The organism is Streptomyces cinereospinus (assembly GCF_042430725.1).
Classification (GTDB): Bacteria; Actinomycetota; Actinomycetes; order Streptomycetales; family Streptomycetaceae; genus Streptomyces; species Streptomyces cinereospinus.
On sequence record NZ_JBHMCY010000067.1, the window covers coordinates 451 to 21,776 of the forward strand.

General features: G+C 72.2%; 20 protein-coding genes and 2 pseudogenes. 5 read left to right on the forward strand and 17 right to left on the reverse strand.

What is annotated here, in order from left to right; translation table 11 throughout:
* Positions 1–192 precede the first annotated feature (192 nt).
* The 3 genes from ACFF45_RS27540 to ACFF45_RS27550 form a co-directional block, all read right to left on the reverse strand.
* Positions 193–747 (reverse strand): hypothetical protein, encoded by a 555-nt coding sequence (locus ACFF45_RS27540; RefSeq protein WP_381349286.1) that lies wholly within the window; start codon positions 745–747, stop codon positions 193–195.
* A gap of 132 nt (positions 748–879) precedes the next feature.
* Positions 880–1,572, reverse strand: coding sequence for a uracil-DNA glycosylase (locus ACFF45_RS27545; protein WP_381349287.1), 693 nt, complete (start codon positions 1,570–1,572; stop codon positions 880–882).
* A gap of 81 nt (positions 1,573–1,653) precedes the next feature.
* A complete protein-coding gene (locus tag ACFF45_RS27550) occupies positions 1,654–3,234 on the reverse strand; it encodes an ABC transporter substrate-binding protein (RefSeq protein WP_381349289.1) in 1,581 nt (526 codons plus the stop codon).
* Positions 3,235–3,330: 96 nt separating this feature from the next.
* On the opposite strand from ACFF45_RS27550, the gene ACFF45_RS27555 reads away from it, so the two are divergent.
* Positions 3,331–3,489, forward strand: coding sequence for a hypothetical protein (locus tag ACFF45_RS27555; RefSeq protein WP_381349290.1), 159 nt, complete (start codon positions 3,331–3,333; stop codon positions 3,487–3,489).
* A gap of 5 nt (positions 3,490–3,494) precedes the next feature.
* Here the strand turns inward: ACFF45_RS27555 and ACFF45_RS27560 are convergent, their stop codons facing one another.
* The 4 genes from ACFF45_RS27560 to ACFF45_RS27575 all read right to left on the reverse strand — a co-directional run bounded on the left by ACFF45_RS27560 (position 3,495) and on the right by ACFF45_RS27575 (position 6,333).
* Positions 3,495–4,256 carry an SDR family oxidoreductase gene (locus tag ACFF45_RS27560; protein ID WP_381349292.1) on the reverse strand — a complete coding sequence of 254 codons (762 nt, stop codon included), beginning with the start codon at positions 4,254–4,256 and terminating at the stop codon, positions 3,495–3,497.
* 11 nt (positions 4,257–4,267) lie between these two features.
* Entirely contained in the window at positions 4,268–5,029 is a 762-nt protein-coding gene (gene fabG / locus ACFF45_RS27565) for a 3-oxoacyl-ACP reductase FabG (RefSeq protein WP_381349293.1), read from the reverse strand.
* Positions 5,030–5,164: 135 nt separating this feature from the next.
* A complete protein-coding gene (locus ACFF45_RS27570; RefSeq protein ID WP_381349294.1) occupies positions 5,165–5,581 on the reverse strand; it encodes a DUF3037 domain-containing protein in 417 nt (138 codons plus the stop codon).
* Positions 5,578–6,333, reverse strand: a complete 756-nt coding sequence (locus tag ACFF45_RS27575; protein ID WP_381349295.1) for a HipA family kinase — start codon at positions 6,331–6,333, stop codon at positions 5,578–5,580. Before ACFF45_RS27575 ends, ACFF45_RS27570 begins: the two co-directional genes overlap by 4 nt.
* Positions 6,334–6,545: 212 nt before the next feature.
* Between ACFF45_RS27575 and ACFF45_RS27580 the strand changes: the two genes are divergently transcribed.
* Positions 6,546–7,007, forward strand: a complete 462-nt coding sequence (locus tag ACFF45_RS27580) for a Rieske (2Fe-2S) protein (protein WP_381349296.1) — start codon at positions 6,546–6,548, stop codon at positions 7,005–7,007.
* Between the two features lie 398 nt (positions 7,008–7,405).
* Positions 7,406–7,873 carry a pyridoxamine 5'-phosphate oxidase family protein gene (locus ACFF45_RS27585; RefSeq protein ID WP_381349297.1) on the forward strand — a complete coding sequence of 156 codons (468 nt, stop codon included), beginning with the start codon at positions 7,406–7,408 and terminating at the stop codon, positions 7,871–7,873.
* Positions 7,874–7,880: 7 nt separating this feature from the next.
* Here the strand turns inward: ACFF45_RS27585 and ACFF45_RS27590 are convergent, their stop codons facing one another.
* On the reverse strand, positions 7,881–8,783 hold the full coding sequence (locus ACFF45_RS27590) for a LysR family transcriptional regulator (RefSeq protein WP_381349299.1): 903 nt from the start codon (positions 8,781–8,783) through the stop codon (positions 7,881–7,883).
* Positions 8,784–8,870: 87 nt separating this feature from the next.
* Between ACFF45_RS27590 and ACFF45_RS27595 the strand changes: the two are divergent.
* Positions 8,871–9,424: pseudogene (locus ACFF45_RS27595) on the forward strand (EamA family transporter); the annotation flags it as partial.
* Positions 9,425–9,584: 160 nt separating this feature from the next.
* Here ACFF45_RS27595 and ACFF45_RS27600 read toward each other — a convergent pair.
* A complete protein-coding gene (locus tag ACFF45_RS27600; RefSeq protein ID WP_381349300.1) occupies positions 9,585–10,907 on the reverse strand; it encodes an aminotransferase class I/II-fold pyridoxal phosphate-dependent enzyme in 1,323 nt (440 codons plus the stop codon).
* A gap of 35 nt (positions 10,908–10,942) precedes the next feature.
* Here ACFF45_RS27600 and ACFF45_RS27605 point away from each other — a divergent pair, with 35 nt between their 5' ends.
* A complete protein-coding gene (locus ACFF45_RS27605) occupies positions 10,943–11,626 on the forward strand; it encodes a pyridoxamine 5'-phosphate oxidase family protein (protein WP_381349324.1) in 684 nt (227 codons plus the stop codon).
* Positions 11,627–11,666: 40 nt separating this feature from the next.
* On the opposite strand, the gene ACFF45_RS27610 is transcribed toward ACFF45_RS27605, so the two are convergent.
* The 8 genes and pseudogenes from ACFF45_RS27610 to ACFF45_RS27645 form a co-directional block, all read right to left on the reverse strand.
* Positions 11,667–12,605, reverse strand: coding sequence for a DMT family transporter (locus tag ACFF45_RS27610; RefSeq protein ID WP_381349301.1), 939 nt, complete (start codon positions 12,603–12,605; stop codon positions 11,667–11,669).
* A 187-nt stretch (positions 12,606–12,792) separates the two neighbouring features.
* Positions 12,793–13,813, reverse strand: a pseudogene (locus ACFF45_RS27615) (EamA family transporter).
* Positions 13,814–13,895: 82 nt separating this feature from the next.
* Positions 13,896–14,432 (reverse strand): Clp protease N-terminal domain-containing protein, encoded by a 537-nt coding sequence (locus tag ACFF45_RS27620; RefSeq protein ID WP_381349302.1) that lies wholly within the window; start codon positions 14,430–14,432, stop codon positions 13,896–13,898.
* A gap of 230 nt (positions 14,433–14,662) precedes the next feature.
* A complete protein-coding gene (locus ACFF45_RS27625) occupies positions 14,663–15,301 on the reverse strand; it encodes a PadR family transcriptional regulator (RefSeq protein ID WP_381349304.1) in 639 nt (212 codons plus the stop codon).
* Between the two features lie 977 nt (positions 15,302–16,278).
* Positions 16,279–17,298, reverse strand: coding sequence for an AAA family ATPase (locus ACFF45_RS27630; protein WP_381349305.1), 1,020 nt, complete (start codon positions 17,296–17,298; stop codon positions 16,279–16,281).
* Positions 17,295–19,355: a Mu transposase C-terminal domain-containing protein gene (locus ACFF45_RS27635; RefSeq protein WP_381349306.1), complete on the reverse strand. Its 2,061-nt coding sequence runs from the start codon at positions 19,353–19,355 to the stop codon at positions 17,295–17,297. Before ACFF45_RS27635 ends, ACFF45_RS27630 begins: the two co-directional genes overlap by 4 nt.
* Positions 19,352–20,014 (reverse strand): TnsA-like heteromeric transposase endonuclease subunit, encoded by a 663-nt coding sequence (locus tag ACFF45_RS27640; RefSeq protein WP_381349307.1) that lies wholly within the window; start codon positions 20,012–20,014, stop codon positions 19,352–19,354. The genes ACFF45_RS27635 and ACFF45_RS27640 overlap by 4 nt, the downstream gene beginning before the upstream one ends.
* 374 nt (positions 20,015–20,388) lie before the next feature.
* On the reverse strand, positions 20,389–21,141 hold the full coding sequence (locus tag ACFF45_RS27645; RefSeq protein WP_381349308.1) for a GNAT family N-acetyltransferase: 753 nt from the start codon (positions 21,139–21,141) through the stop codon (positions 20,389–20,391).
* Positions 21,142–21,326 lie beyond the last annotated feature (185 nt).

Genomic DNA, 21,326 nt, shown 5'->3' on the forward strand with positions numbered 1-21,326 from the left:
ACGACCACGTACGACCAGGACGCCGCAGGCCGCCCGGACACGACCACGTACGACCAGGACGCCGCAGGCCGCCCGGACACGACCACGTACGACCGGGACGCCGCAGGCCGCCCGCCCCGCCCGGCCGCCCGCGAGCCGGCGGAGGTCGCCGAGCCGCGCGCCCCGGCACCCTCTCCGGTGGCCCGTCGCCCGTCAGGGCCGCTGGCGAGGTGGTCGCCACTGGCCGCCGCCCGGCCGGTCGTCCTCACCGAGCCGCAGCTCCAGCCGCCCGATGGCGGCCCGCACCCCCTCCCCGTAGGGGTCGTCGGCGAGGGCGTCCGCCGCCGTGCGGGCCCGGCGCAGATGTGTACGGGCGGCGTCCGCGTGGCCGAGTTTGACGTAGTCGGCGGCCAGGTTCAGGTGCAGGGAGGGGTACAGGGCCCGCACCGCCAGGGCGCCCGGCCCGGGCGCGTCCCCGTCCGCCGGGGCGCCCCCGTGGGCCGCGAGACGCTCGTCGGTCAGTTCCTCGGCGGCGCCCAGGGCCCGCAGGTCCCAGGCCAGTTCGTCGGAGGGGTCGTCCTGGGTGTCGGCCATGTAGTGGGCCAGCGTGCAGCGGTGCAGGGCGTCGCCGTCCTCGCCGATCTCCGTCCACAGCCGCAGGAAGCGGTGCCGGGCCTCCTCGCGGTCGCCCGCGTGGTGCAACATGACGACCTGCCCGATCCGTGTCATCACGGCATCCGGCGCCGCCTGCTCCTGTCGTTCCGCCACCGCAGTCCTCCGCGCACTCGCCGACGTCCCGTCCGTGCCGACGCTAACGGCCGCCGCCGGCATTCCGGGCGAGGCGGGGCCGACCCGCGGGGGCGGCCCGTGCCGGTCGCCGGCCGGGCGGGGCCGCCCAGGTCAGGCCGGCCGGGCCAGGTTCGGGATGGTCCAGTCCACCGGCTCGTGTCCCTGCCGCGCGATCGCCTCGTTGATCTGCGTGAACGGGCGGGAACCGAAGAACTTCTTCGCCGACAGCGGCGAGGGGTGGGCGCCCTTCACGACCACGTGCCGGGTCTCGTCGATCAGCGGCAGCTTCTTCTGCGCGTAGGCCCCCCAGAGCACGAACACCGCCGGGTCGGACCGCTCGGCCACCGCGCGGATCACCGCGTCGGTGAACTTCTCCCAGCCCTTGCCCTTGTGCGAGTTGGCCTCCCCGCCCCGCACGGTGAGCACCGCGTTGAGCAGCAGCACGCCCTGCCGGGCCCAGGGCATCAGATAGCCGTTGTCCGGGACCGGCAGCCCGAGCTCCTGCTGCATCTCCTTGTAGATGTTGCGCAGCGAGGGCGGCGTCCTGACCCCGGGGCGGACCGAGAAGCACAGGCCGTGGCCCTGCCCCTCGCCGTGGTACGGGTCCTGGCCGAGGATGAGGACCTTCACCCGCTCGTACGGCGTGGCGTCGAGCGCCGCGAAGACCTCCTCGCGCGGCGGGTAGACGGGACCCTTCGCCCGCTCCTCCTCCACGAACTCCGTCAGCTCCTTGAAGTAGGGCTTGTGCAGTTCGTCGCCCAGGACTCCGCGCCAGGACTCGGGCAGCACGGCGATGTCGGTCACGTCAACTTCCTTACGGTGTGCGGTCGGTTCCTGCTCACAGAACCTACCGGTGACCACTGACAACGGCGGCCACGGGCCGTCTCACCAGCTGGTCTTGCGGGACAGCTCCCACACCATCATGATCGTCGACGGGTCCAGGGCGCGCTCGACGCCGGAGATCTCGTCGCTGGCGGCGACGTACTGCTTGCCCTGCCACAGCGGCAGCAGCCGTGCGTCCCGGACCAGGATCTCCTGGGCCTCCTCGAAGTCGGCCTCGACCTGGCCCCGGTCGCTCTCGCGGCGGGAGCGGGGCAGCAGTTTCCCGGTGATCTCGGGTTCCGGGTAGGGCGTACCGAGGGCGTTCTGCTCGCCGACGAAGGGCGCGATGTAGTTGTCGGCGTCCGGGAAGTCGGGGAACCAGCCGCGCCCGAACACCGGGTACTCGCCCTTCTGGTAGCCGTCGACGAACGTCTTCCACGGCCTGCTCCTCAACGTGATCCGGAACAGACCGGACTCCTCCAGTTGCCGCTTGAGCTCCTGGAACAGGACGGCGGTCTCGGAGCCGTAGCGGTCGTTGGTGTACCACAGGGTGAGCGGGACCGGCTCGGTGATGCCGTCCTCGGCGAGGATCTCGCGGGCCTTGTCCGGGTCGGGGTCGCCGAAGTCGTCGAAGAAGCCGGTGGTGTGGCCGGTGATGCCCTTGGGGACCATCGAGTACAGCGGGTCCACGGTGTCCTTGTAGATCCGGTGGGCGATGGTCGCGCGGTCGACCACCTGGGCGACGGCCCGGCGCACGGCCGTCCGGCCGGCCCACTCGTCCTCGGGGTTGAACACCAGGTAGCTGATGTCGGCGCCCGCGCCCTCGACCAGTTGCAGGGTGTCGTCGGCGTCCTCGCCCTGGAGCGCGACGACGTCGTCGGCGGCGAGGCCGCGGTAGGTCACGTCGATGTCCTGGGCGCGCAGGGCCTGGACCATCGTGGCGGAGTCCTTGAAGTAGCGGATCGTGACCGCGTCGTTTCTTCGTTCGGCGAAGCCCTCGTACCGGTCGTTGCGGACCAGTTCGGCCTGCGCGCCCTCCTCGTAGGAGTCCAGCACATAGGGTCCGGATCCGGTCACCCCGCTGTCCTCGCGGAGGGCGTCGGCCGGGTAGTCGTCGGGGTCGACGACGGACAGGGCCGGGGTGGCGAGCACGAACGGGAAGGTGGCGTCGGCGGTCTTCAGGTGGAAGACGACCTCGCGGTCGCCGCGCGCCTGCACCCGGTCCAGGCTGCCCAGCAGACCGGCGGGACCGCCCGGGGCGTTGATGGCCAGGATCCGGTCGACGGAGTGCTTGACGGCCTGCGCGTCGATCGCGTCGCCGTCGGAGAACGTCAGCCCCTCGCGCAGTTCGCAGCGGTACACCCGGTTGCTCGCGTCGGTGAACTCGCAGCTCTGGGCGGCGTCGGGCTGGGGCGAGGTGGCGCCGGTGGGGTAGCTCAGCAACGTCTGGTAGATGTTGCGGAACAGCTCCCAGGAGCCGTCCCAGGAGGCGGCCGGATCCAGCGTGCTGGGGGCACTGGTGGTCCCCACGACGATCGGCCCCGCCTCGGCGGGGTCGCCGTCCGAGAACACGCTGCACCCGGACAGCAAGGATATGGAAGCGATCGCCGCCACTTGCCGCAGGCTTCGGTTCCGGTTGAACACGCGCACGCTCCTCGATCTGCCGTCCCAAGGGTCGGCAGACCTTATCGCAGGCGCAGACGGCCTGAAACGTGCGTACACGAGGAGAGTGATCACTTTATGTTTGACGACGTTGTCATCGGCCGTCACGGCGACGACATGTCGACCGGGGCGCCGTTTCCGGCGGCGGGGCCGCGTCACGCGACCACCGCCGACGGAACCGGCGCCCCGGTCCGCCAGGGCCTGACGGGGTCGGGCGCCCCGTCCGCCGAGGCCTGATCCGGTCAGGCGACCCCGGCGTTGAGGAAGATGCCGCCGTCGACGACGAGCGTCTGGCCGGTGATCCAGTCGGCCTGCTCCGAGGTGAGGAACGCGGCGGCGCCGCCGATGTCGGAGGGCACACCGAGCCGGCCCAGCGGGTAGGCCGCGGCGGCCTCCGCCTCCCGGCCCTCGTACAGGGCCTGCGCGAACCTGGTCTTCACCACCGCCGGGGCGATGGCGTTGACCCGCACCCCGGGCGCGAACTCGTGCGCCAGTTGCAGGGTCAGGTTGATCATGGCGGCCTTGCTGATGCCGTAGGCGCCGATGAAGGGCGACGCGGAGAGGCCGGCCACGGAGGCGATGTTGACGATGGCGCCGCCGTTGTCCTTCTGCCAAGCGTGCCAGGTCTTCTGGGCGAAGCCGAGCGCCGAGACGACGTTGGTCTCGAAGACCTTGCGGGCGACGTCCAGGTCCAGGTCGGCGATCGGCCCGAACACCGGGTTGGTCCCGGCGTTGTTGACGAGGTAGTCGACCCGGCCGAAGGCCTCCATCGTGCGCTCGACGGCGACGGCCTGGTGGTCGAGGTCGTGCGCCTTGCCGGCGACGCCGATGACCCGGTCGGCGCCGAGTCGTTCGACGGCCTCCTTCAGGGCGTCCTCGTTGCGGCCGGTGATGCAGACGCGGTCACCACGTGCCACCAGCGCCTCGGCGACGCCGTGGCCGATGCCGCGGCTGCCGCCCGTGACGAGGGCGGCCCTGCCGGAGAGTGCGGGCAGTTCAGTCATGTCCGTGTCCCCTAGTCGAGCGGTCCGCCGGCGACGTACAGCACCTGGCCGGAGACGAAGCCGGCCGCGTCGCCCGTGAAGAAGGCGATGGCGTTGGCGATGTCGTCGGGCTCGCCGACCCGCTGGACGGGGATCATCGAGGCGGCGGCCGCCTTGAAGTCCTCGAAGCCCATGCCGACCCGCTCCGCGGTCGCGGCGGTCATGTCGGTGGCGATGAAGCCGGGGGCGACGGCGTTGGCGGTGACGCCGAACTTGCCGAGTTCCTTGGCGAGGGTCTTGGTGAAGCCCTGCAGGCCGGCCTTGGCGGCGGAGTAGTTGACCTGGCCGCGGTTGCCGAGCGCGGAGGACGAGGAGAGGTTGACGATGCGGCCGAAACCGGCGTCCACCATGTGCTTCTGGCAGGCTTTCGACATCAGGAAGGCGCCGCGCAGGTGCACGTTCATGACGGTGTCCCAGTCGGAGACGCTCATCTTGAACAGCAGGTTGTCGCGGAGCACGCCCGCGTTGTTGACGAGGATCGTCGGCGCGCCGAGCTCCTCGGCGACCCGGGCGACGGCCGCCTCGACCTGCGCCTCGTCGGAGACGTCGCAGCCGACCGCGACGGCCTTGCCGCCGGCCGCGATGATCTTCTCCACGGTGTCCTTGCAGGCGGCCTCGTCGAGGTCGAGCACGGCGACCGCGCGGCCCTCGGCCGCCAGGCGTACGGCGGTGGCGGCGCCGATGCCGCGCGCGGCACCGGTGACGACTGCGACCCGCTGCTCAGTGGTGGACATTGCTGCTTCTCCTCGCCCTTGGGATGCGGCCCAGCGGGACGCTCTCCGATGAGCGACCGCTTAGTACCTTCCGCAGACGTGACGCTAGAAGCCCTGGCACCCGGTGTCAACGGCCCATCGGGTGCATGTGCTCCATCACCGCACCAGCAGGTCGAGCAGCCGTTCGGTCTCGGCCGCCGGATCGACGGTCAGCCCGGTGTGCACCGGCCCGGGCTGGACGACCGTGGAGCGGGGCGCGATCAGCCAGCGGAAACGCCGTCCGGCGTCGTCGTCCGCCGCCTGCCCGGCCGCCGCCCCGCCGCCGCAGACGCCCTCCACCGCGCGCAGCGCGGCCCGTACGCCGGCCACGTCCGCGTCCGGGTCGAGGGCCAGCAGTCGCGCCTCGTCCAGGTGGGTGCGGGCGCCGACGTACGCCTTGGCGCGGCAGTACACGAGCACGCCGGCGTTGATGCACTCGCCGCGTTCGACGCGCGGGACGACCCGCAGCAGCGCGTACTCGAAGACGTCCCGGCCACCGCCCTGGCCGGCCCGGGTGATGTGACGCTCGCTCATGCGGTCCCCTCGATGCGGTCGTGGATGACGGCGGCGCGCGCGAGCAGCGGCTCGGCGTAGGCGCGGCGCAGGTCGTCCGGAGTGCCGAAGCCGGGTTCGCCGGTCAGCCAGGCGTCCGGGATCTCGGCGGTGACCTCGGCCAGCAGGTCCGCGGTGACCAGCGGCGCGAGCGCGGCGGCGGCCGCGGCGACGTCCGGCCCGAAGGTGCGCAGGGCGTGGTCGCGGGCGTCGTACGGGCGGGCGGCGGAGGCGGCGGCGCCGGGCCAGTTGTGGTGCCAGATCATGGTGGCGCCGTGGTCGATGAGCCACAGCTCGCCGTGCCACATCAGCAGGTTGGGGTTGCGCCAGGAGCGGTCCACGTTGTTGATCAGGGCGTCGAACCAGACGATCCGCCCGGCCTCCGCGGGACTCACCGGGAAGGCGAGCGGGTCGAAGCCGAGCGCGCCGGAGAGGAACTCCATGCCGAGGTTGGTCCCGGCACTGGACCGGAGCAGGTCCTGCACCTGCGGGTCGGGTTCGCCGAGCCCGAGCACCGGGTCCAGGCCGAGGGCCGCCAGGCGGGGCACCCGGAAGCCGAGCCGGCGGGCGAGCTCGCCGCAGACGACCTCCGCGACGAGCGTCTTGCGCCCCTGCCCGGCACCGGTGAACTTCATCACGTACGTCCCGAAGTCGTCGGTCTCGACGAGTCCCGGCAGCGATCCGCCCTCGCGCAGCGGCGCGATGTAGCGGGTCGCGATGGCTTCCTTGAGCATCGCCCCAGGTTACTGGGGTGTTGGGAGCCGCCGGAGGGGGCCCGAGACCGCCGTGTCCGGGCCGCCGCGGGCTGCTCGCGGCCCGGGGCGGCCCGTCCCGGGCCCGATCGGGTGAAGTTCGTCGCGGCGGCTGAACTCCGGCCGTCCAACGGCCGTACTGCTGAACAGGTCAGGATGGAGATCGCTCAATGTCCGCAGAAGGGAACGTCAGCATGACCAGCGCATCACTTCACACCGAGCCGGGGCCGGCCCGTCGTACCGTCATGGCGGCGGCCGGGGCCGCCGGGCTCGCCGTCGCACTGACCGCGTGCGGGTCGGGGGACGACTCGTCCGGCGCCGGCTCCGAGGGCGGCGCGGAGGCGGGCTCCGAGGGCGGCGCGGAGGCCGCCGCCGGTACCATCCTCGGCAAGGTGTCCGACGTCCCCGAGGGCGGGGGGAAGATCTTCGGGGACGTGGTGGTCACCCAGCCGACGGCGGGCGAGTACAAGGCGTTCTCCGCCAAGTGCACCCACCAGGGCTGCGCGGTGAAGGACGTCACGGACGGGGTCATCATCTGCCCCTGTCACGACAGCCGGTTCTCCGCCACCGACGGCAGCGTCACCCAGGGTCCGGCGACCCAGCCGCTGGCCGCCGAGCGGATCACGGTGGCGGGCGACGAGATCCGCCTCGTCTGACCGCCCGGCGGCGGGCGGCCGCCGCACCTCGCCCGTGGTCGCGACCGTGGCGACCAGCGCGGGGGCGGGCCGGACCACCGCGGGGGTGCGGTCGGCGGGCACCCCCGCGGCGGCACCGGCCGGCACCGGGCCGGTGGTGCGGGAGCGAGTGAGATCGACCACCCAGGCGCCGCGCGGCGGGACGGCCCGTTCCCGGCGACGTACCGTCAGGTGCCGATCTTGCGATCTGCCGTTCTGTAACTCTGTGGATCTGTGGATCTGTGGATCTGTGGATCCGTGGATCTGCAACTCTGTGGATCTGTAACTCTGTGGATCTGTGGATCTGTGGATCTGTCGGGTTTGTCGAGTTACCGAGTCGCCGAGTTGCCGAGTTGCCGAGAGGAAGCCGAGGACCGCGTATGACAGCCACTCAGCGCCGGGGCCGGAAGATCATGATGACGCCCGGCGAGCTGGACGAGTTTCTGACCGGCCAGCGCACCTGCCGGGTCGCCACCGTGTCGGCCGACGGCGCGCCGCACGTGTCCACCCTGTGGTTCGCCTGGGACGGCACGTCGATGTGGCTGTACTCCGTGGTGCGCACCAAGCGGTGGGCCGACCTGCGCCGCGACCCGCGGGTGGCGGTCGTGGTCGACACCGGCGAGGAGTACGGCGAACTGCGCGGCGTCGAGCTGTCCGGCACCGTCGAGTTCGTGGGCGACATCCCGCGCACCGGGGAGCTGTGCGCCGAACTCGACGTGCCCGAGACGCTGTTCGCCCGCAAGAACTTCGGGCTGGAGGAGATGCCGCACGACGGGCGGCACGCCTGGATGCGGCTCACGCCGTCGAAGACGGTCTCCTGGGACTTCCGCAAGCTCGGGTCGCTGTAGCCCGCGGTCAGCCGACGCTCTCCCCCGCCGCCCGCAGCGCGGCCACCGCCGCCCGGATCGACGGGCGCCGGTCGGCGTCCGCCCGCCAGACGACGTAGACGTGCCGCCGCACCCGCTGCCTCAGCGGCACGGTGACGACTCCGGCGGGCACCGGGTGGCGGCCCAGCAGCGGGGCGACGCACACGCCCAGCCCGGCGGCGACCAGGGCGAGCTGGGTGTGCGTCTCGGCGGCGCGGTGGCCGACGATCGGCTCCACGCCGCGCGAGCGCAGGGTGAACATCAGCCACTCGTGGCAGAACTCGCCCTGTCCCCAGGTGATCCACTCGTCCTCGGCGAACTCCCCGAGGTCGACCTCGTCCCGGCCGGCCAGCGGGTGCCCGGCGGGCACCGCCACGTCGGCGGGGTCGTCCAGGATCGCCGCCTTGACCAGGCCGTCGGGCAGCGCCATCGGCTTGTTGTACCAGTCGAGCACCACCGCGAGATCGAGGTCGCCGCGCACCACGCCCTGGATGCCGCGCTCCGGCTCCAGCTCGCAGGTGCGCAGCCGCAGCCCGGGGTGGGCGGCGCGCAGCGTGGCGAGGGCGGTGGGGAACAGTCCGCGCGCGGCGGTCGGGAACGCCGACAGCCGCAGTTCGCCGGCGACCTGTCCGCGCTGCGCCTCCAGGTCGGACTGGGCTAGCGCGACCTGCGACAGGATGCGCGCCGCATGCTCGGCGAGCAGCCGGCCGGCGTCGGTGAGCCGCACGCCCCGCCCGTGCTTGGCGAGCAGCCGCTGGCCGACTTCGCGCTCCAGCTTGGCCAGTTGCTGGGAGACGGCCGAGGTCGTGATGTGCAGTCCTTCGGCGGCGCCGCTGACCGAGCCGTGCCGCGCGAGAGCATCGAGGGTGCGGAGGCGGTCCAGGCTCAACATGTAAGCGATGCTACGAAATACAGCGGGCGAGATCTCGCATGTTCTACGAGATGGTTCTCCTCCGACGTGGCTTTCGTGACCACTGCCATGACCAGAGCCACCCACACTCCTGTCCGGTCGGCCGCCCCCCGCCGCACGGTCGACTGGAGGGTCCGTTTCGCCGCCCTGTCCCTCGTCTGGGGCTTCAGCTTCCTGCTCATCAAGGTGGGCACCACGGGTACGCCCCCTTCCAGGTGACCCTCGGCCGGCTGGTGTTCGGTACGGCGGTGCTCGCGGCGGCGATGGTGCTCATGCGCCGGCGGCTGCCGCGCGGCGGGCGCACCTGGGCCCATCTGACGGTCGCGGCGCTGCTGCTCAGCGCCCTTTCGTTCTCCCTGTTCGCCCACGCCGAGCTGACGATCCCGTCCACCCTGGCCGGCATCCGCAACGCAACGTCGCCGCTGGGGGGCATGGTCCTGTCCCTGGTCGCCCTCTCCGAGGACCGCCCCACCCGGATCCGGGTCGCCGGCCTGGGCCTGGGCTTCCTCGGCGTGCTGACGGTGCTCGGCGCCTGGCAGGGCTGCACCGGCGTCGACCCCACGGGCACGGCCCTGGCCCTGCCGGCCTCGCTCAGCTATCCGATCGGCTGGACCTACGTCCGGCACGCCCGGCCCCATACCCGACCCACCGGCCGGCCCAGCGGCACGCCCACCCGTCGGCACCGGCGTGCCGCGCACCGCCCGGCGCCGTGGCGGGCCCCGCCCTGCACGCACCTACACGTACTTCCACGCACCTCCACGCACCTGAACGCACCTGCATGCCCTACACATAGCTGCGCACCGGCACCGGGCGGACGGCAGCGGCGATCGCGTCGGCCAGCGGCTCCGCCTCGGCGCCGGTGAGCGTGGCGACGGTGACCCGGATGCCGGGCGGGGCACTCATCCGGAAGCGGGCGCCGGGGGCGACGGCCCACCCGGCGTGCAGCAGGCGGGCGACGGCCGCGGTCTCGTCCGGGACCGGGATCCAGACGTTCAGGCCACTGCGCCCGCACGCCGGCACCCCCCGCCGCTCCAGTGCGCCGATCAGCGCGCCCCGGCGCCGCCCGTACGCCGCCGCCACCGTCGCCGGGTCCACCGCGCCCTCGGCCCACAGCCGTGCCACCGCCCGCTGGGTGATCCGGCTGACCCAGCCGGGCCCCAGCCGCTGCCGCCCGCGCACCCGGTCCAGCGTCACCTCGTCCCCGGTGAGCACGGCGAGCCGCAGGTCGGGGCCGTAGGCCTTGGCGGCCGAGCGGACGAAGGCCCAGTGGGGGGTGACACCGGCCAGGGGGTTCAGGGGCAGATCGACGATGCCGTGACCGTGGTCGTCCTCGATCAGCAGGGTCGCCGGATGCCGCCGGACCACCGAGCGCAGGGCACGCGCGCGTGCGGCGCTCAGCGCGGCGCCGGTCGGGTTCTGCGCGCGGTCGGTGACGACGAGGGCCCGGGCGCCCGCCGCCAGGGCGCGGTCCACCGCCTCGGGGAGCGGTCCGTCGTCGTCCAGGGCGACGGGGAGGGTGCGCAGCCCGAGTGCCGGGACCAGGTCGAGCAGGCCGCCCCACCCCGGGTCCTCCACCGCGACGGCGTCACCGGGCTTGAGATGGGCCGCCAGGACCCGCTCGACGGCGTCCAGCGAACCGGAGGTCACCGCGACGGGGCCCGCGAGCACGCCCCCGGCGTCCAGCCCGGCCCGGGCGAGCCGCGCCAGCTCCGGCTCCACCGGCTCCTCGCCGTACAGCACCGGCTCCCGCCCGGCCGCCGTCGCGAAGGCCGCCGCCACGGACGGCAGCAGCGCCGGGTCCGGATTCCCGGCGGACAGGTCCCGCACGCCCTCCGGTACGTCCACCCCGATCTCGTCGCGCCCGGTGGTGGCCGGTTTGTGCCGCACCCGGCTGCCCCGCCGCCCGTCGGTCTCGATCACCCCGCGCTCGCGCAGGATCCGGTAGGCGGCCGCCACGGTGTTCGGGTTGACGCCCAGCTGGGAGGCCAGCTCCCGCAAGGGCGGCAGCAGGTGCCCCGGCTTCAGCGCGCCCGTCGCCACCGCTCGCTCCACGCTCGCGGAAATCTCCGCCGCACCCCGGCCACTGATCGGATAGTCTCCTAGCACAAAGCCCAGTATGCACTAGTGCAATGGAGACCGTCATGCAGGGGACCCGGGAGACGACCGCGCCGCCCGCCGCCTACACCCCGACCGAGCGCACCGTCCCGACCCGCTCACCGGAGCGTGCGTCGTACGACAAGGAACTGGTGCACGCCATTCTCGACGAGGGCTACGTCTGCCACCTCGGCTTCGTCCGCGACGGCGCGCCGGTGGTCCTGCCGACGCTGTACGCCCGCGTCGGCGAGCGCCTCTACGTGCACGGCTCGACCGGTTCGCGCCCGCTGCGGATGACCGGCAAGGCCGAGCCCGGCCTCCCGGTGTGCCTGACGGTCACGCACGTCGACGCCCTGATCCTGGCCCGCTCGGCCTTCCACCACTCGATCAACTACCGCTCCGTGGTGGTGCACGGCCTCGCCCACGACGTCACCGACCCGGACGAGAAGCAACTGGCGCTGGACGCGCTGGTCGACCATGTGGTGCCGGGCCGCTCGCGCGACGCGCGGCCCGCGAACAAGAAGGAGTCGGCCGCCACCGCCGTCATCCGCCTCGACCTCGACGAGGTCTCCGCCAAGTTCCGCACCGGCGGCGTCATCGACGAGCCCGAGGACCTGGCGCTCCCCCACTGGGCGGGCGTGGTCCCGCTGCGCAAGGGGTACGAGACGCCGGTCCCGGACTCCGGCCTGGCGCCGGGCACCGAACTGCCCGGCTACCTCACCCAGCGGTGAGGCAGCCGGGGGCCGCCCCCGCGCGTCCCGCCGGGAGCGGTCAGCCGACCGCGGGCCCCACCCGCGCGCCGCGCGTCTCGGCCACCGCCAGCCCCGCGGCCGAGCCCAGCATCAGCAGGGTTCCGGCCACCGTCGCGGCCGTGAGCCGCTCGCCGAGCAGGGTGACGGCCAGGACCGCCGCGCTGACCGGCTCCAGCAGCATGATCACGGACACGGCGGCCGACCGCACGACGGCCGCGCCCGCGAAGTAGAGCGCGTAGGCGAGGGCCGTGGGCACCGCCGCGATGTAGGCGAGGAGCCACAGCAGCTGGGCGGGTTCGGCCGTGTGCGGCACCAGGCCCTGCGTCAGCGCGAAGGGCAGCAGGCACAGGGTCGTCACCGCGAACGCCCCCACGGCGGTGCCCGACGCGTCGGTGCCGCCGTGACGGCCCCAGTAGCGGGTGAAGAGGGTCATCGCGCTGTACCCGGCGGCGGACAGCAGGGCGAGCGCGACGCCCCACGGGCGTACGGCGGTGTCCCCGCCGCCGAGAACCAGCACCGCGAGGCCGGTGAGCGCACCGGCGACGGCCAGGACGCCGGCCCGGCCGAGCCGCTCCCGCAGGACCAGGCGGGCGCCGAGCGCGATGAGCACGGGCCCGGCGCCGAGGGTGACGACGGTGGCGACGGCCAGGCCGGTGGCGGACACGGCGGCGAAGTAGGCCGTCTGGAACACCGCCAGCCCCAGGCCGGTGACACCGGTCCGCAGCGCCTTGCGAGCGAGCGGCTCGGGGGCGGCGGCGGGCCGTGGACGCAGGTGACGGGCCGCCAGCAGCAGGACCAGCCCGGCCGCGCAGCGCCAGAAGGACAGGGCGACGGAGCCCATGTCACTGGCGCGGTAGACCAGTGCGGCGGCGGCGCCCGCGGTGCCCCAGGCGGCACCGGCGACGATCAGATACAGGAGGCCTCGCCCGACGGGCAGGCCGGAAGCAACAGTGGACACGCGTTTCTCCGCGGTTGCGCAGCAGCGCAGAAGAGGAAGGAGGACCGCCGCTCGGCGGGGTCCACGGACGTCTTCCGCGGGCAGCCCCGGTCCGCCCGGCGCGCGGGCGCGGGCGTGGAGGTCCGGGGGCCCGCCTCAGGCGGCCGGAGGCGGAAGAACGCGTGCGTCCGTGTGCATGATCGCCACCCTAGGCGGCCGTGCCCCGGGCGGACAACTCTCGCTCGGGCCCGCCCTGCGTGACCCGTGCCGGCGAGCCCGTCGCGGGGGTCGACGACTGCGCGACGAACGCCCCGGCCGGCACCATCACACCGCCCACGACCTGCGGCGCCGAGAGGTGCTCACCGAGCAGCACCCGGGCCAGGACGGTCGCGACGACCGCCTCCAGGCACGCCACCACCCGGCGACCTGCGGGGAGAGCCGCCCGCGGAGCACGCCGGTGACGTACGCGACGACGGTCGCGACCAGCACGATCCAGGCCACCAGCACGCCGGCGGGGACGGCGGTCCCGTCCAGGTGCGCGGAGCCGGCCGGCACCGACCAGTCCATGCCCCAGGGGCGGGCCACGACGGTCGGCACGGCGGCGCCGATCAGCAGCCCGCAGGCGATCACGCCCAGCGGGTCGGGGGCGTCGTCGCCGGAGTCGCTGCCCTGGTCGGAGAGGACGAAGTAGCCGACCTGGCAGCAGGCGGCGCCGAGGGCGAGCAGCAGCCCGAGGGCGTCGAAGCCGAGACCGGCCCACACCTCGACCACGCAGGCGAGGCCGCCGACCGCGAGGACCACGCCGAGCGCCGCGGCCCGCGCCACCGGCCGGCGCTGCGCGAACCGCACCCAGCCAGGCACCAGGGCGGGCGCGAGGTACCCCACGAGCAGCGCGACACCCACCGGGACACGGGAGAGCGCGGCGAAGCAGCAGGCCTGCACACCGGCGACGGCCGGGCAGCCCGAAGCCGGCGAGCAGTGCGGGGCGGCGGTGCGGCAGCACACGGCGAGCGGCGAGCGGCGAGCGGCGAGCGGCGAGCGGCGAGCGGCAGCATCACCAGGGCCGCGCCGGACACCCGCAGCCACACCACGCGCAGCGGGTCCAGGCCCGCCTCGATCAGCGGCTTGGCCGCGACTCCCGGTCCGCCGAAGGCGACGGCCGACCCGATCGCGAACGCGAGCCCGATGCCTTTGCCGTGGCTGCCCCGGCTGCCGGCTGACGTATGCACCCGGACATGATGACAGGCGGCGACATGACCGTCATCATCGATGACTCCTGTCTCATCATCGGCTGGACGAGGTGGGCGCCGGTCAGCAGCCTGCTTCGGCACCCCCGAGGCACTCCTGGGGGCCGTACTCGATCCGCAGGAACAGTTCGGGCACGTCCACCCCGGCGCGCTCCAGCACCTCGACGGCCCGCGACCGCGGGTCCACGACGATCCCGGCGAGCAGGTCGACGCCCCGGGCCGGTCCGTCGCCGCGGCACGACGCGCGCTCCCTGGCGTACGACATCGCGGTGGCGGCCGGCGGCGAGTGGCCCGTGACCCCGGTCACCACCGGGATCGCGCCGGAGTCCTCGACGGCGGTCTGCCAGCGCAGGCCGTAGCCGATGCTGCGCTGGACGAGGTAGCCGAGCAGCCGGGCGACCTGCGGCTCGCCGCCGTCGAAGGCGGCGCGCACCTCGGGGTCGTACTCCAGCAGCGAGTGGAGCAGATGAGCGGTGTCGACCTGCCGGTCCCCGTCCCGTACGGCACGCCTGCGGGCGCCCGCGACCACCGCTGCCAGCTCGGCGCTGAGCCTGGCATCGTCGTCCACTCCTGGGTCTTCGCCGGCCTGCTGCCGGGGCATGGGGTGGTGCACACCCTTACCCCATCAGCCCACCGCGATCCGGTCATCCCCGGCCGGAACCATTTCCGCGTCCCACACAGAGCGGACGCCGCCGGCCAGGATCTCCTCCTTACGGATGAGATCAGACCCGACCCGGCGGCCCGAACCGTCGCTTGGTGGCGCGTCCGCGGACACGGCGAGGCGCCCCGCGGACCGCTCCACGGGGCGCCGACGCCGCCGCACAGCCGGGGTCAGTCCTCGTCGGCGAGGATGAGGTACAGCTTCTTGCGGGCGTCGTTGATGACGGTCAGCGCCTTCTCGCGCTGCTCCTTGTCGCCGGTCTTCCAGACCTGGCCGAAGGCCTCCATCAGGCCGAAGCCGGCCTGGCGGATCTCACTGAGGGCCTCCCAGTCGACGCCGCGCGAGGCCTCTTCCCAGGGGGCGTCCGGGCCTTCCCCGGCCGCCGCGCGGCCCGTCTCGGTGAGCGAGAACAGCTTTTTGCCACCCTCGCTCTCACTGGCGATCAGTCCCTCGTCCTCCAGCAGTTGCAGGGTGGGGTAGACCGAGCCGGGGCTGGGCTTCCAGGCACCGCCGCTGCGTTCGGCGATCTCCTGGATCATCTCGTAGCCGTGCATCGGCCGGTCTTTCAGCAGGGCCAGGATCGACGCCCGTACGTCGCCGCGCCGCGCCCTCCCCCTGGGGCCGCCGCGCCCTCGCCCGCCCCAGGGGCCGGGACCGAAACCGCCGAAGCCGCCCCCGGGGCCGCCGGGACCGAAACCGTGCCCGCCCGGACCGAAGGGCCCGAAGGCCGCACGCCGCCCGTCGGCGTCGCCCCGGCCGTGCCGGTGGCCGCCGTGTCCGTGTCCACGCTCGAATCCGTGGTTGTGCATGATCATCACTCCATTTGTTCCGTGATCTAGCACAGATCTACCGTTGACCTGTCGCGATGCCTCAACGATATATCGGAACAGTTCGAGTGACAAGCCCCTCCGTCGTCTCCGATGGTGACCTGTCTCAGGGAAGTTCGACCGGTCTCACTGAACTTTGACCACGGGCTGTTTCGTCTCATCGGAGTTTGACCGGCGCTGGCGGTAGGCCTTCTGCCTGCAGCGTTGTGAGCACGTCCGGCGTTGTTTCTGGCAAGGCCCTGGTGGCAGCGGCCCTTCGCAGACTTCGCAGGGTCGTGATGACGGTGTGGGTGCCGGTTCGGGTGGCTTCGGCGGTGCCGCGGGCCGCGCTGTCGGCGGCGGTGGAGGAGATGGGTTCGCAGGAGGCTGCCGGAGTTGCTGGCGGTGTGCTCGCTGGCGGCATCGGTCCGAACATGTCCGGCGTGGTGTCAGCATCTGGTCGCCGCAGACGGGGCAGATGGGTGGTTCGGATGGATCTGCCGGGCCTGCTTGGGCTGACCATTTCTGCTGGTGCTTGAGGTAGTTGGCTCGTCGACAGGCGGATGAACACAGGCGGTAGCGCTGTCCGGGCTGGATCTTCATGCTCTTGCCGCACTGCCGGCAGGAGGCTCTCAGTGAGGCAGCGCGAGGATGTCGTTCCCGGTGCGCCTTCTCTCGGCAGGCCTGGGAACAGCGCAGGCTCCGGCGTCCGATGACGTCGGAGGGCGGCATCTCCGCGTCGCACTCCAGGCAGCGCCTGGTTTCCAGGGTGGTGAGAAGGATCTCCGGGTCGCGGCCGGTCGCGGCGGCCAGCCGTGTCCAGCTGGGAAGGCCCAGGTGGTCGGGCGGTTCGCAGAGGAAGGTTCGCAGGTAGCTGGGCGGGAGATGGTTGGCGTGGGCCAGGCGGACGATGAAGGACCGGACGCCTTCGCCGGCCCGGGGACGGACCTGGAAGGGCAGGACGCGGATGTTCTCCTGGGTCATCGGGAGGTCCTGGGCCCGCGGGACTGAGCCGATTCGGCGGCGACGTCCAGTGAGACGGCCTTCAGACCGGCCTTGGTGATCTTCTCGGTGCCGTTGAAGATCGCGTCGATCGCGGCTCCACGGATCTGGTGGGAGAGGGCGCCGATCATGCCGCCGGTGCGGTCGTGCAGGTAGCGGTCGAGCTTCTTCAGGGTGCCGGTCTGGTGCCGCCGCAGGGCGAGGGTCTTCTCCATGGTGGCGACCAGGCCCCGCCATTCGCTGTTGTAAGGGAAGGGGTGGGTGGGGATCAGGGTGAACCGGCCCGCGATCTGGGCTCCACGGGTGCCGGTCAGCAGACTGCCGTGCTCGATGTCGATGCCCGCGTAGATGAACGTCGCGGGGATCCGCTCGGAGAAGTACTTGAGGGTGTCGGCGACTTCGGCGCCGTGCTGGGTGGTGAGCGAGATGTTGTGGAGTTCGTCGACCAGGATCATGCCGGTGCGGGCGTCGGTGCAGACACCGACGACGGACTCGATGAGGTCGGTGATGTTCATGCGGGCCATCACCGGCAGCCCGAGGAAACGGGCGAACTCGGCCGCGATCATGCGGGGTGTCGCGGCGGGCGGGACGGTGACGTAGATGACCGGCTTGCGGTCGGTGGCGGTGGGGTGCCGGGCCCGGTCCAGCAGTTCGTGGGACAGACCGAGCTGGGTGATCGCGATGGTCTTCCCGGTGCCGGCGGGGCCGGAGACGATCAGGCCCCGGCGGGCACTGATCGCGTGCCGGTTCAGCACGACCAGGCGGCGGCCGGTGGCGACGGTGTGCCGGACGGCCGAGGTGGCGACCACCAGAAGACGGCCGTGATGATCGAGACGGGCTTCGTCGAAGGCGGCCTGGCCCGCCTCGCCGAGCGCGTCGTACTGAGCATCGTCGAGCCGGGGCGGCGGGGGCGGCGGCCCGTCGACGAAGCGGCGCCAGCCGTCGATCGTGGTCAGGTGCCGCTGGGAGTCCTGGGGCAGAGCGGGTGATGCCGTCATGAGCGTTTCCAGGGGTCTTCGAGCGGGTCGAACAGTCCGAGCGGGATCACCTCGGCCATCGAGTCCTCGCCCTGGTCGGCTTCGTCCTCGGGATCCGTCTGAGCACCGGCAACGGGTGCCGGGGTGAGAGGACCTGCGGCTTTCGTGCGGGCAGCCACCCGCCGGTCGCGCTTGCCGGGCTTCGGGTCCTGCTCGGTCTGCGGGCCGCCGTGGGCCCGGGTGAGCAGGGCGGCGACCGCGTCGGCGATCTCCGCCTCGGTGGCGCAGGGCAGTTGATGGCTGACGTGGTCCCAGGCCAGGTCACCGAAGGGGACCGGTGCCCGGTTCAGGTGTTTCCAGGTGGCCGGGACCCACTCGCCGTGACCACGGTGGTTGCGGACCCAGATCCGGGAGACGTCGTAGGGGTCATGGTGGACTTCCCAGAGGCCGCGTTTGGCCCGGACACCGGAGTCCTGCCGACGCATCGGCCCCAGTTCCGGGCTGTCGTAGGTGCGGTTCTTGATCCGGATGCCGTACTCGTTGACCACCCGCCATTCCGCGGGCAGGAGTTCGACGTAGTCGTCGCCGCTGAGCGCGATCGGAACGTAGCCGCAGGCCTCGACCAGGGTGGCGTACTTCTCGTTCGGAGTGAACAGCCGGCCCGGGTGGGACGGGTCGCGCAGACCGTCGTGCTTGCGGTTCTGCCACTTGGCGACGATCCACTCGTCCAGGAGTTCCTGCAGTTCGAGCAGGGACCACAGGCGTTCGTGCTCCAGGTGGCGCCCGCGGTGGTCGGTGTTGCGGCCGGTGTAGCCGGGCAGGAACTGCGCGAACAGCGTGGCCACCGAGCCCAGCATCTTCTCGATGTGGCCCTTCTCGAACCCCGAACCCTTGTGCGTCGGCTGGAACTCGATCTCCAGGAACCGGCAGGAGGAGCGGAAGTTCCGCGAGATGAACACGCTTCCGTGGTCGCAGACAATCATCTCCGGGACGATCACCGGCCGGGCCGCGGCGTGTTCCAGCCGTTCGTCCAGCGCCAGCAGGCGGCGGTGGGGCAGCACCGAACGGGACATGCTCAGCGCGTCCCTCCAGCCCGGCCGCATCAGCTCAGGAGTGACGGTGCGGGCCAGCAGCACGCTGGCGTCCACGGACTTCGTGGTCGGACGCAGCACCGCCGCGGTCAGGGTCCGGGTGGCGACATCGATCATGGCCGTGAGCTCGACTTTGCCCGTGACGCCGTTGTCGAGCAGGACCAGCACGTCCAGCGGGGTGGAGTCGATCTGCATGATCTCGCCCGGCGCGAAGACCGGAAGCTGACCGTGGGGAGCCTCGGCGCCGTAGGCCTTGGAACGACGGGTCGTGGCCGACCCGGTGGTGTGGGTGCCCGCGGTCAGTTTCGCCAGCAGCCGGTAGAGCGTCGCGCGGGACGGAAGCTTCACCGCCCGGCCTTCCGGGGTCTTCTGGAGGATCTCTCCGACCCTCCAGAGGAGGAAGGTCCCCGTGCGGGTCGATGCATCGACGGCCTCATCGATCGCCTGCCGCATCGCAGCGACCACCACCTCGTCGACCTCGCCGAACTGGGGTGTCTTGCGTATCGGCCGGTGGTCGGCGAGGCCGATCACCCCCTGTTCCTGGTAGCGGCGCCGGCGGTGGGCGACCGTGCTGGGTGTCACCGGGTGCCCGGCGGCCGCCAGTTCGGCGGCCTTGGACCGCTGACGTGCGGTCACCGACCGGTCCGGCCCGTATTCGGGCCGGGGCGTCGTGCCGGGCTCCGCTCCGGGCGGCAGACCGTGCAGCACCTCCAGGATGTGGCCCTCCCACCACAAGGCCTTCTCCATCACCGCTTCGGGGAAGGTCTCCAGCAGGGAAGCCGGCGGCAGCGGCATCCGCATCGGCGTGTCCACGACCTGGAAGTCGTCGGCGTCGAACAGCTTCAGCAACGGGACAGCGCGATACGGCTCTTCCTCATCGGTCAAGGTCAGGGCCACTGCCGAGACGGCAAGCACCGCGCGGATCTGTCCGTCGAACCGGACCCGGTCCCCGACCGCGATCCGAGGCGGTCGCTGCAGCTTGCTCACCGTGTTCCCCTCCCGGCGCTGACCAGGCTCTCCGTTCCCAGCAGCCCGGACTCCAGATCCGTCACGAGCCGCCCGGACCACAGCAGGTGGAACAGCACCGGCAGGACCTGCAGTCGGTCACCAACCCGCTCGGCTCCGGCCCACAACGGCAACGGCTCCGAGAACACCTCCAGCAGCCGGGCCGCGACGTCCGGCGGCCGTCCGGAGCGGTCACGCCGATAGCGGGCCAGCCACCGGACGTTCGCCATGAGCACCGGCTCCGGCGTGCCCACGTGCTGAAACTCCCAGCCCACCGCATCGCAGGCCAGGCGGGTCGCCGCGAAGGCCTGCGCGGTCCGCTCATCCATGCGGTCGCCGGCGCGGACGTCGATCACACGGCCTCGTCCGTCACCGAGCCGTACGAAGTAGTCAGGGGCGTGACGCCGTGATCTCTGCCCGTCGTGCCAGTGCAGCCAGAACGGCTGGGAGCCGATCCCGACGACCTCCGGGTCCCGGTCCAGCAAGATCAATCGATCCCGCTCGAGCCACGACTCGTAGCCCACGTGATCGCCGACCGTCACCGCGTAGTACCAGCCCGCGAAGCTCTTCTCGCCCTTCGTCCAGCGGAACGGACGTACAGGTTCCGCCTCCTCGAAGCGTGTGTTCCAGGCCCTGCCCAACGGCAGTCGAAGACGCTCTCCAGACCTCAGAAAGTCCAGCTCAAACGCCGAAAGCGCCTCATCCCCGAACGCCCGTACAGGTGTGGCCACCGTCGTCCCGCCCCCTCGCAAGCCCAACCGCCGCGAACGTAGAGCAGCAGCCGGTCAAACTTCAGCGAGAACGGTCAAAGTTCACTGAGACGAGTCAGATGGTCTGACAAGTCCCCTCCGCCGTCACCCGTTCGACAAGCCCTCTTCGCCGTCACCCGTTGTCCCGTCTCACTCAATCGAGTCGTTTTCTCGACAAACCGAGTCGTTCAGGCTGATCTCAGCGCACCCCGTCGCACGACTGCACGCGCAGGGGGGTGCCGTACGGCTGTACCGGCTGGAATGGATCAGGCAGGACCGTGCGTCGCGTTGTCGCACTGAGCCATTTCGACGCCGAGTTGGGAACCCAGTTCCTCGAAGCCCAGTGCGGCCGCAACACGCCGCGAGGCGGGAGGACGCGCGCGCCACTGCGGCAGCAGCCCGGCAGCGAGGGCATGAGCGACGGCGGCTGAGCCCGTTACTCGCGCCAGCCCTCGCCCTCGCACTTCTGGGGCCGTCAGCACGCCGATATGGGCTGTCCGCCTCGGCCAGGCCCGATATCCCGCGGCAGCAACCACCTGGCCATGCTCGCGCACCACGAACGCCGGCGACGTGATGTCGTCCAGAGCAGCCTCACCAGCGTCCTCATGACCAGCCACCTGCTCCAGGATCCGCACATCCGGGTGAGCGGCCGGCAGTTGCCGTACCGTCAACGCACCAGACGCCACCGGGCGGAAAGTGGCTGGGGACACGTACGCCAGCGCCGCCGGCCCGAGCACCCGAGTCACCGGAAGAACCTCACGGACCGCAGTGCTGTCCACGACGGCTTCAACCGGCAGTCTCCCGAGTGCGCCACGAACGATCACGGCGGCACTGTCACTCGGCGCGGTCACGACCGCTGATCCGCCCAGAGCCACCACTCCGACCCAGCCGACCGGACACAGCCCGGACCGCGGGGAGACCACCACATGCACACCGCCCGGCGGGGCGAACGACACCGGCACCCGGGCCAGGTCTTCCCAGAGCCCACGGGCCCGGACCACCAACGCATCCATCGACATGGCGCCGATCCTGTCAATCGAAGCAAGCTGCCGACCCGCGAATCAACCAGCGGCGTCGGCGGATGCGGCACGGAGACGCTCCATCGACGTCGTCTCAGGAGAACCGGACCGGTCGGTCTCGGCCCCGCGGAACGCGCCGTCATCACCGCCCTGCACGCCTACGAGGCCGCCCTGGAGCAGGCGGG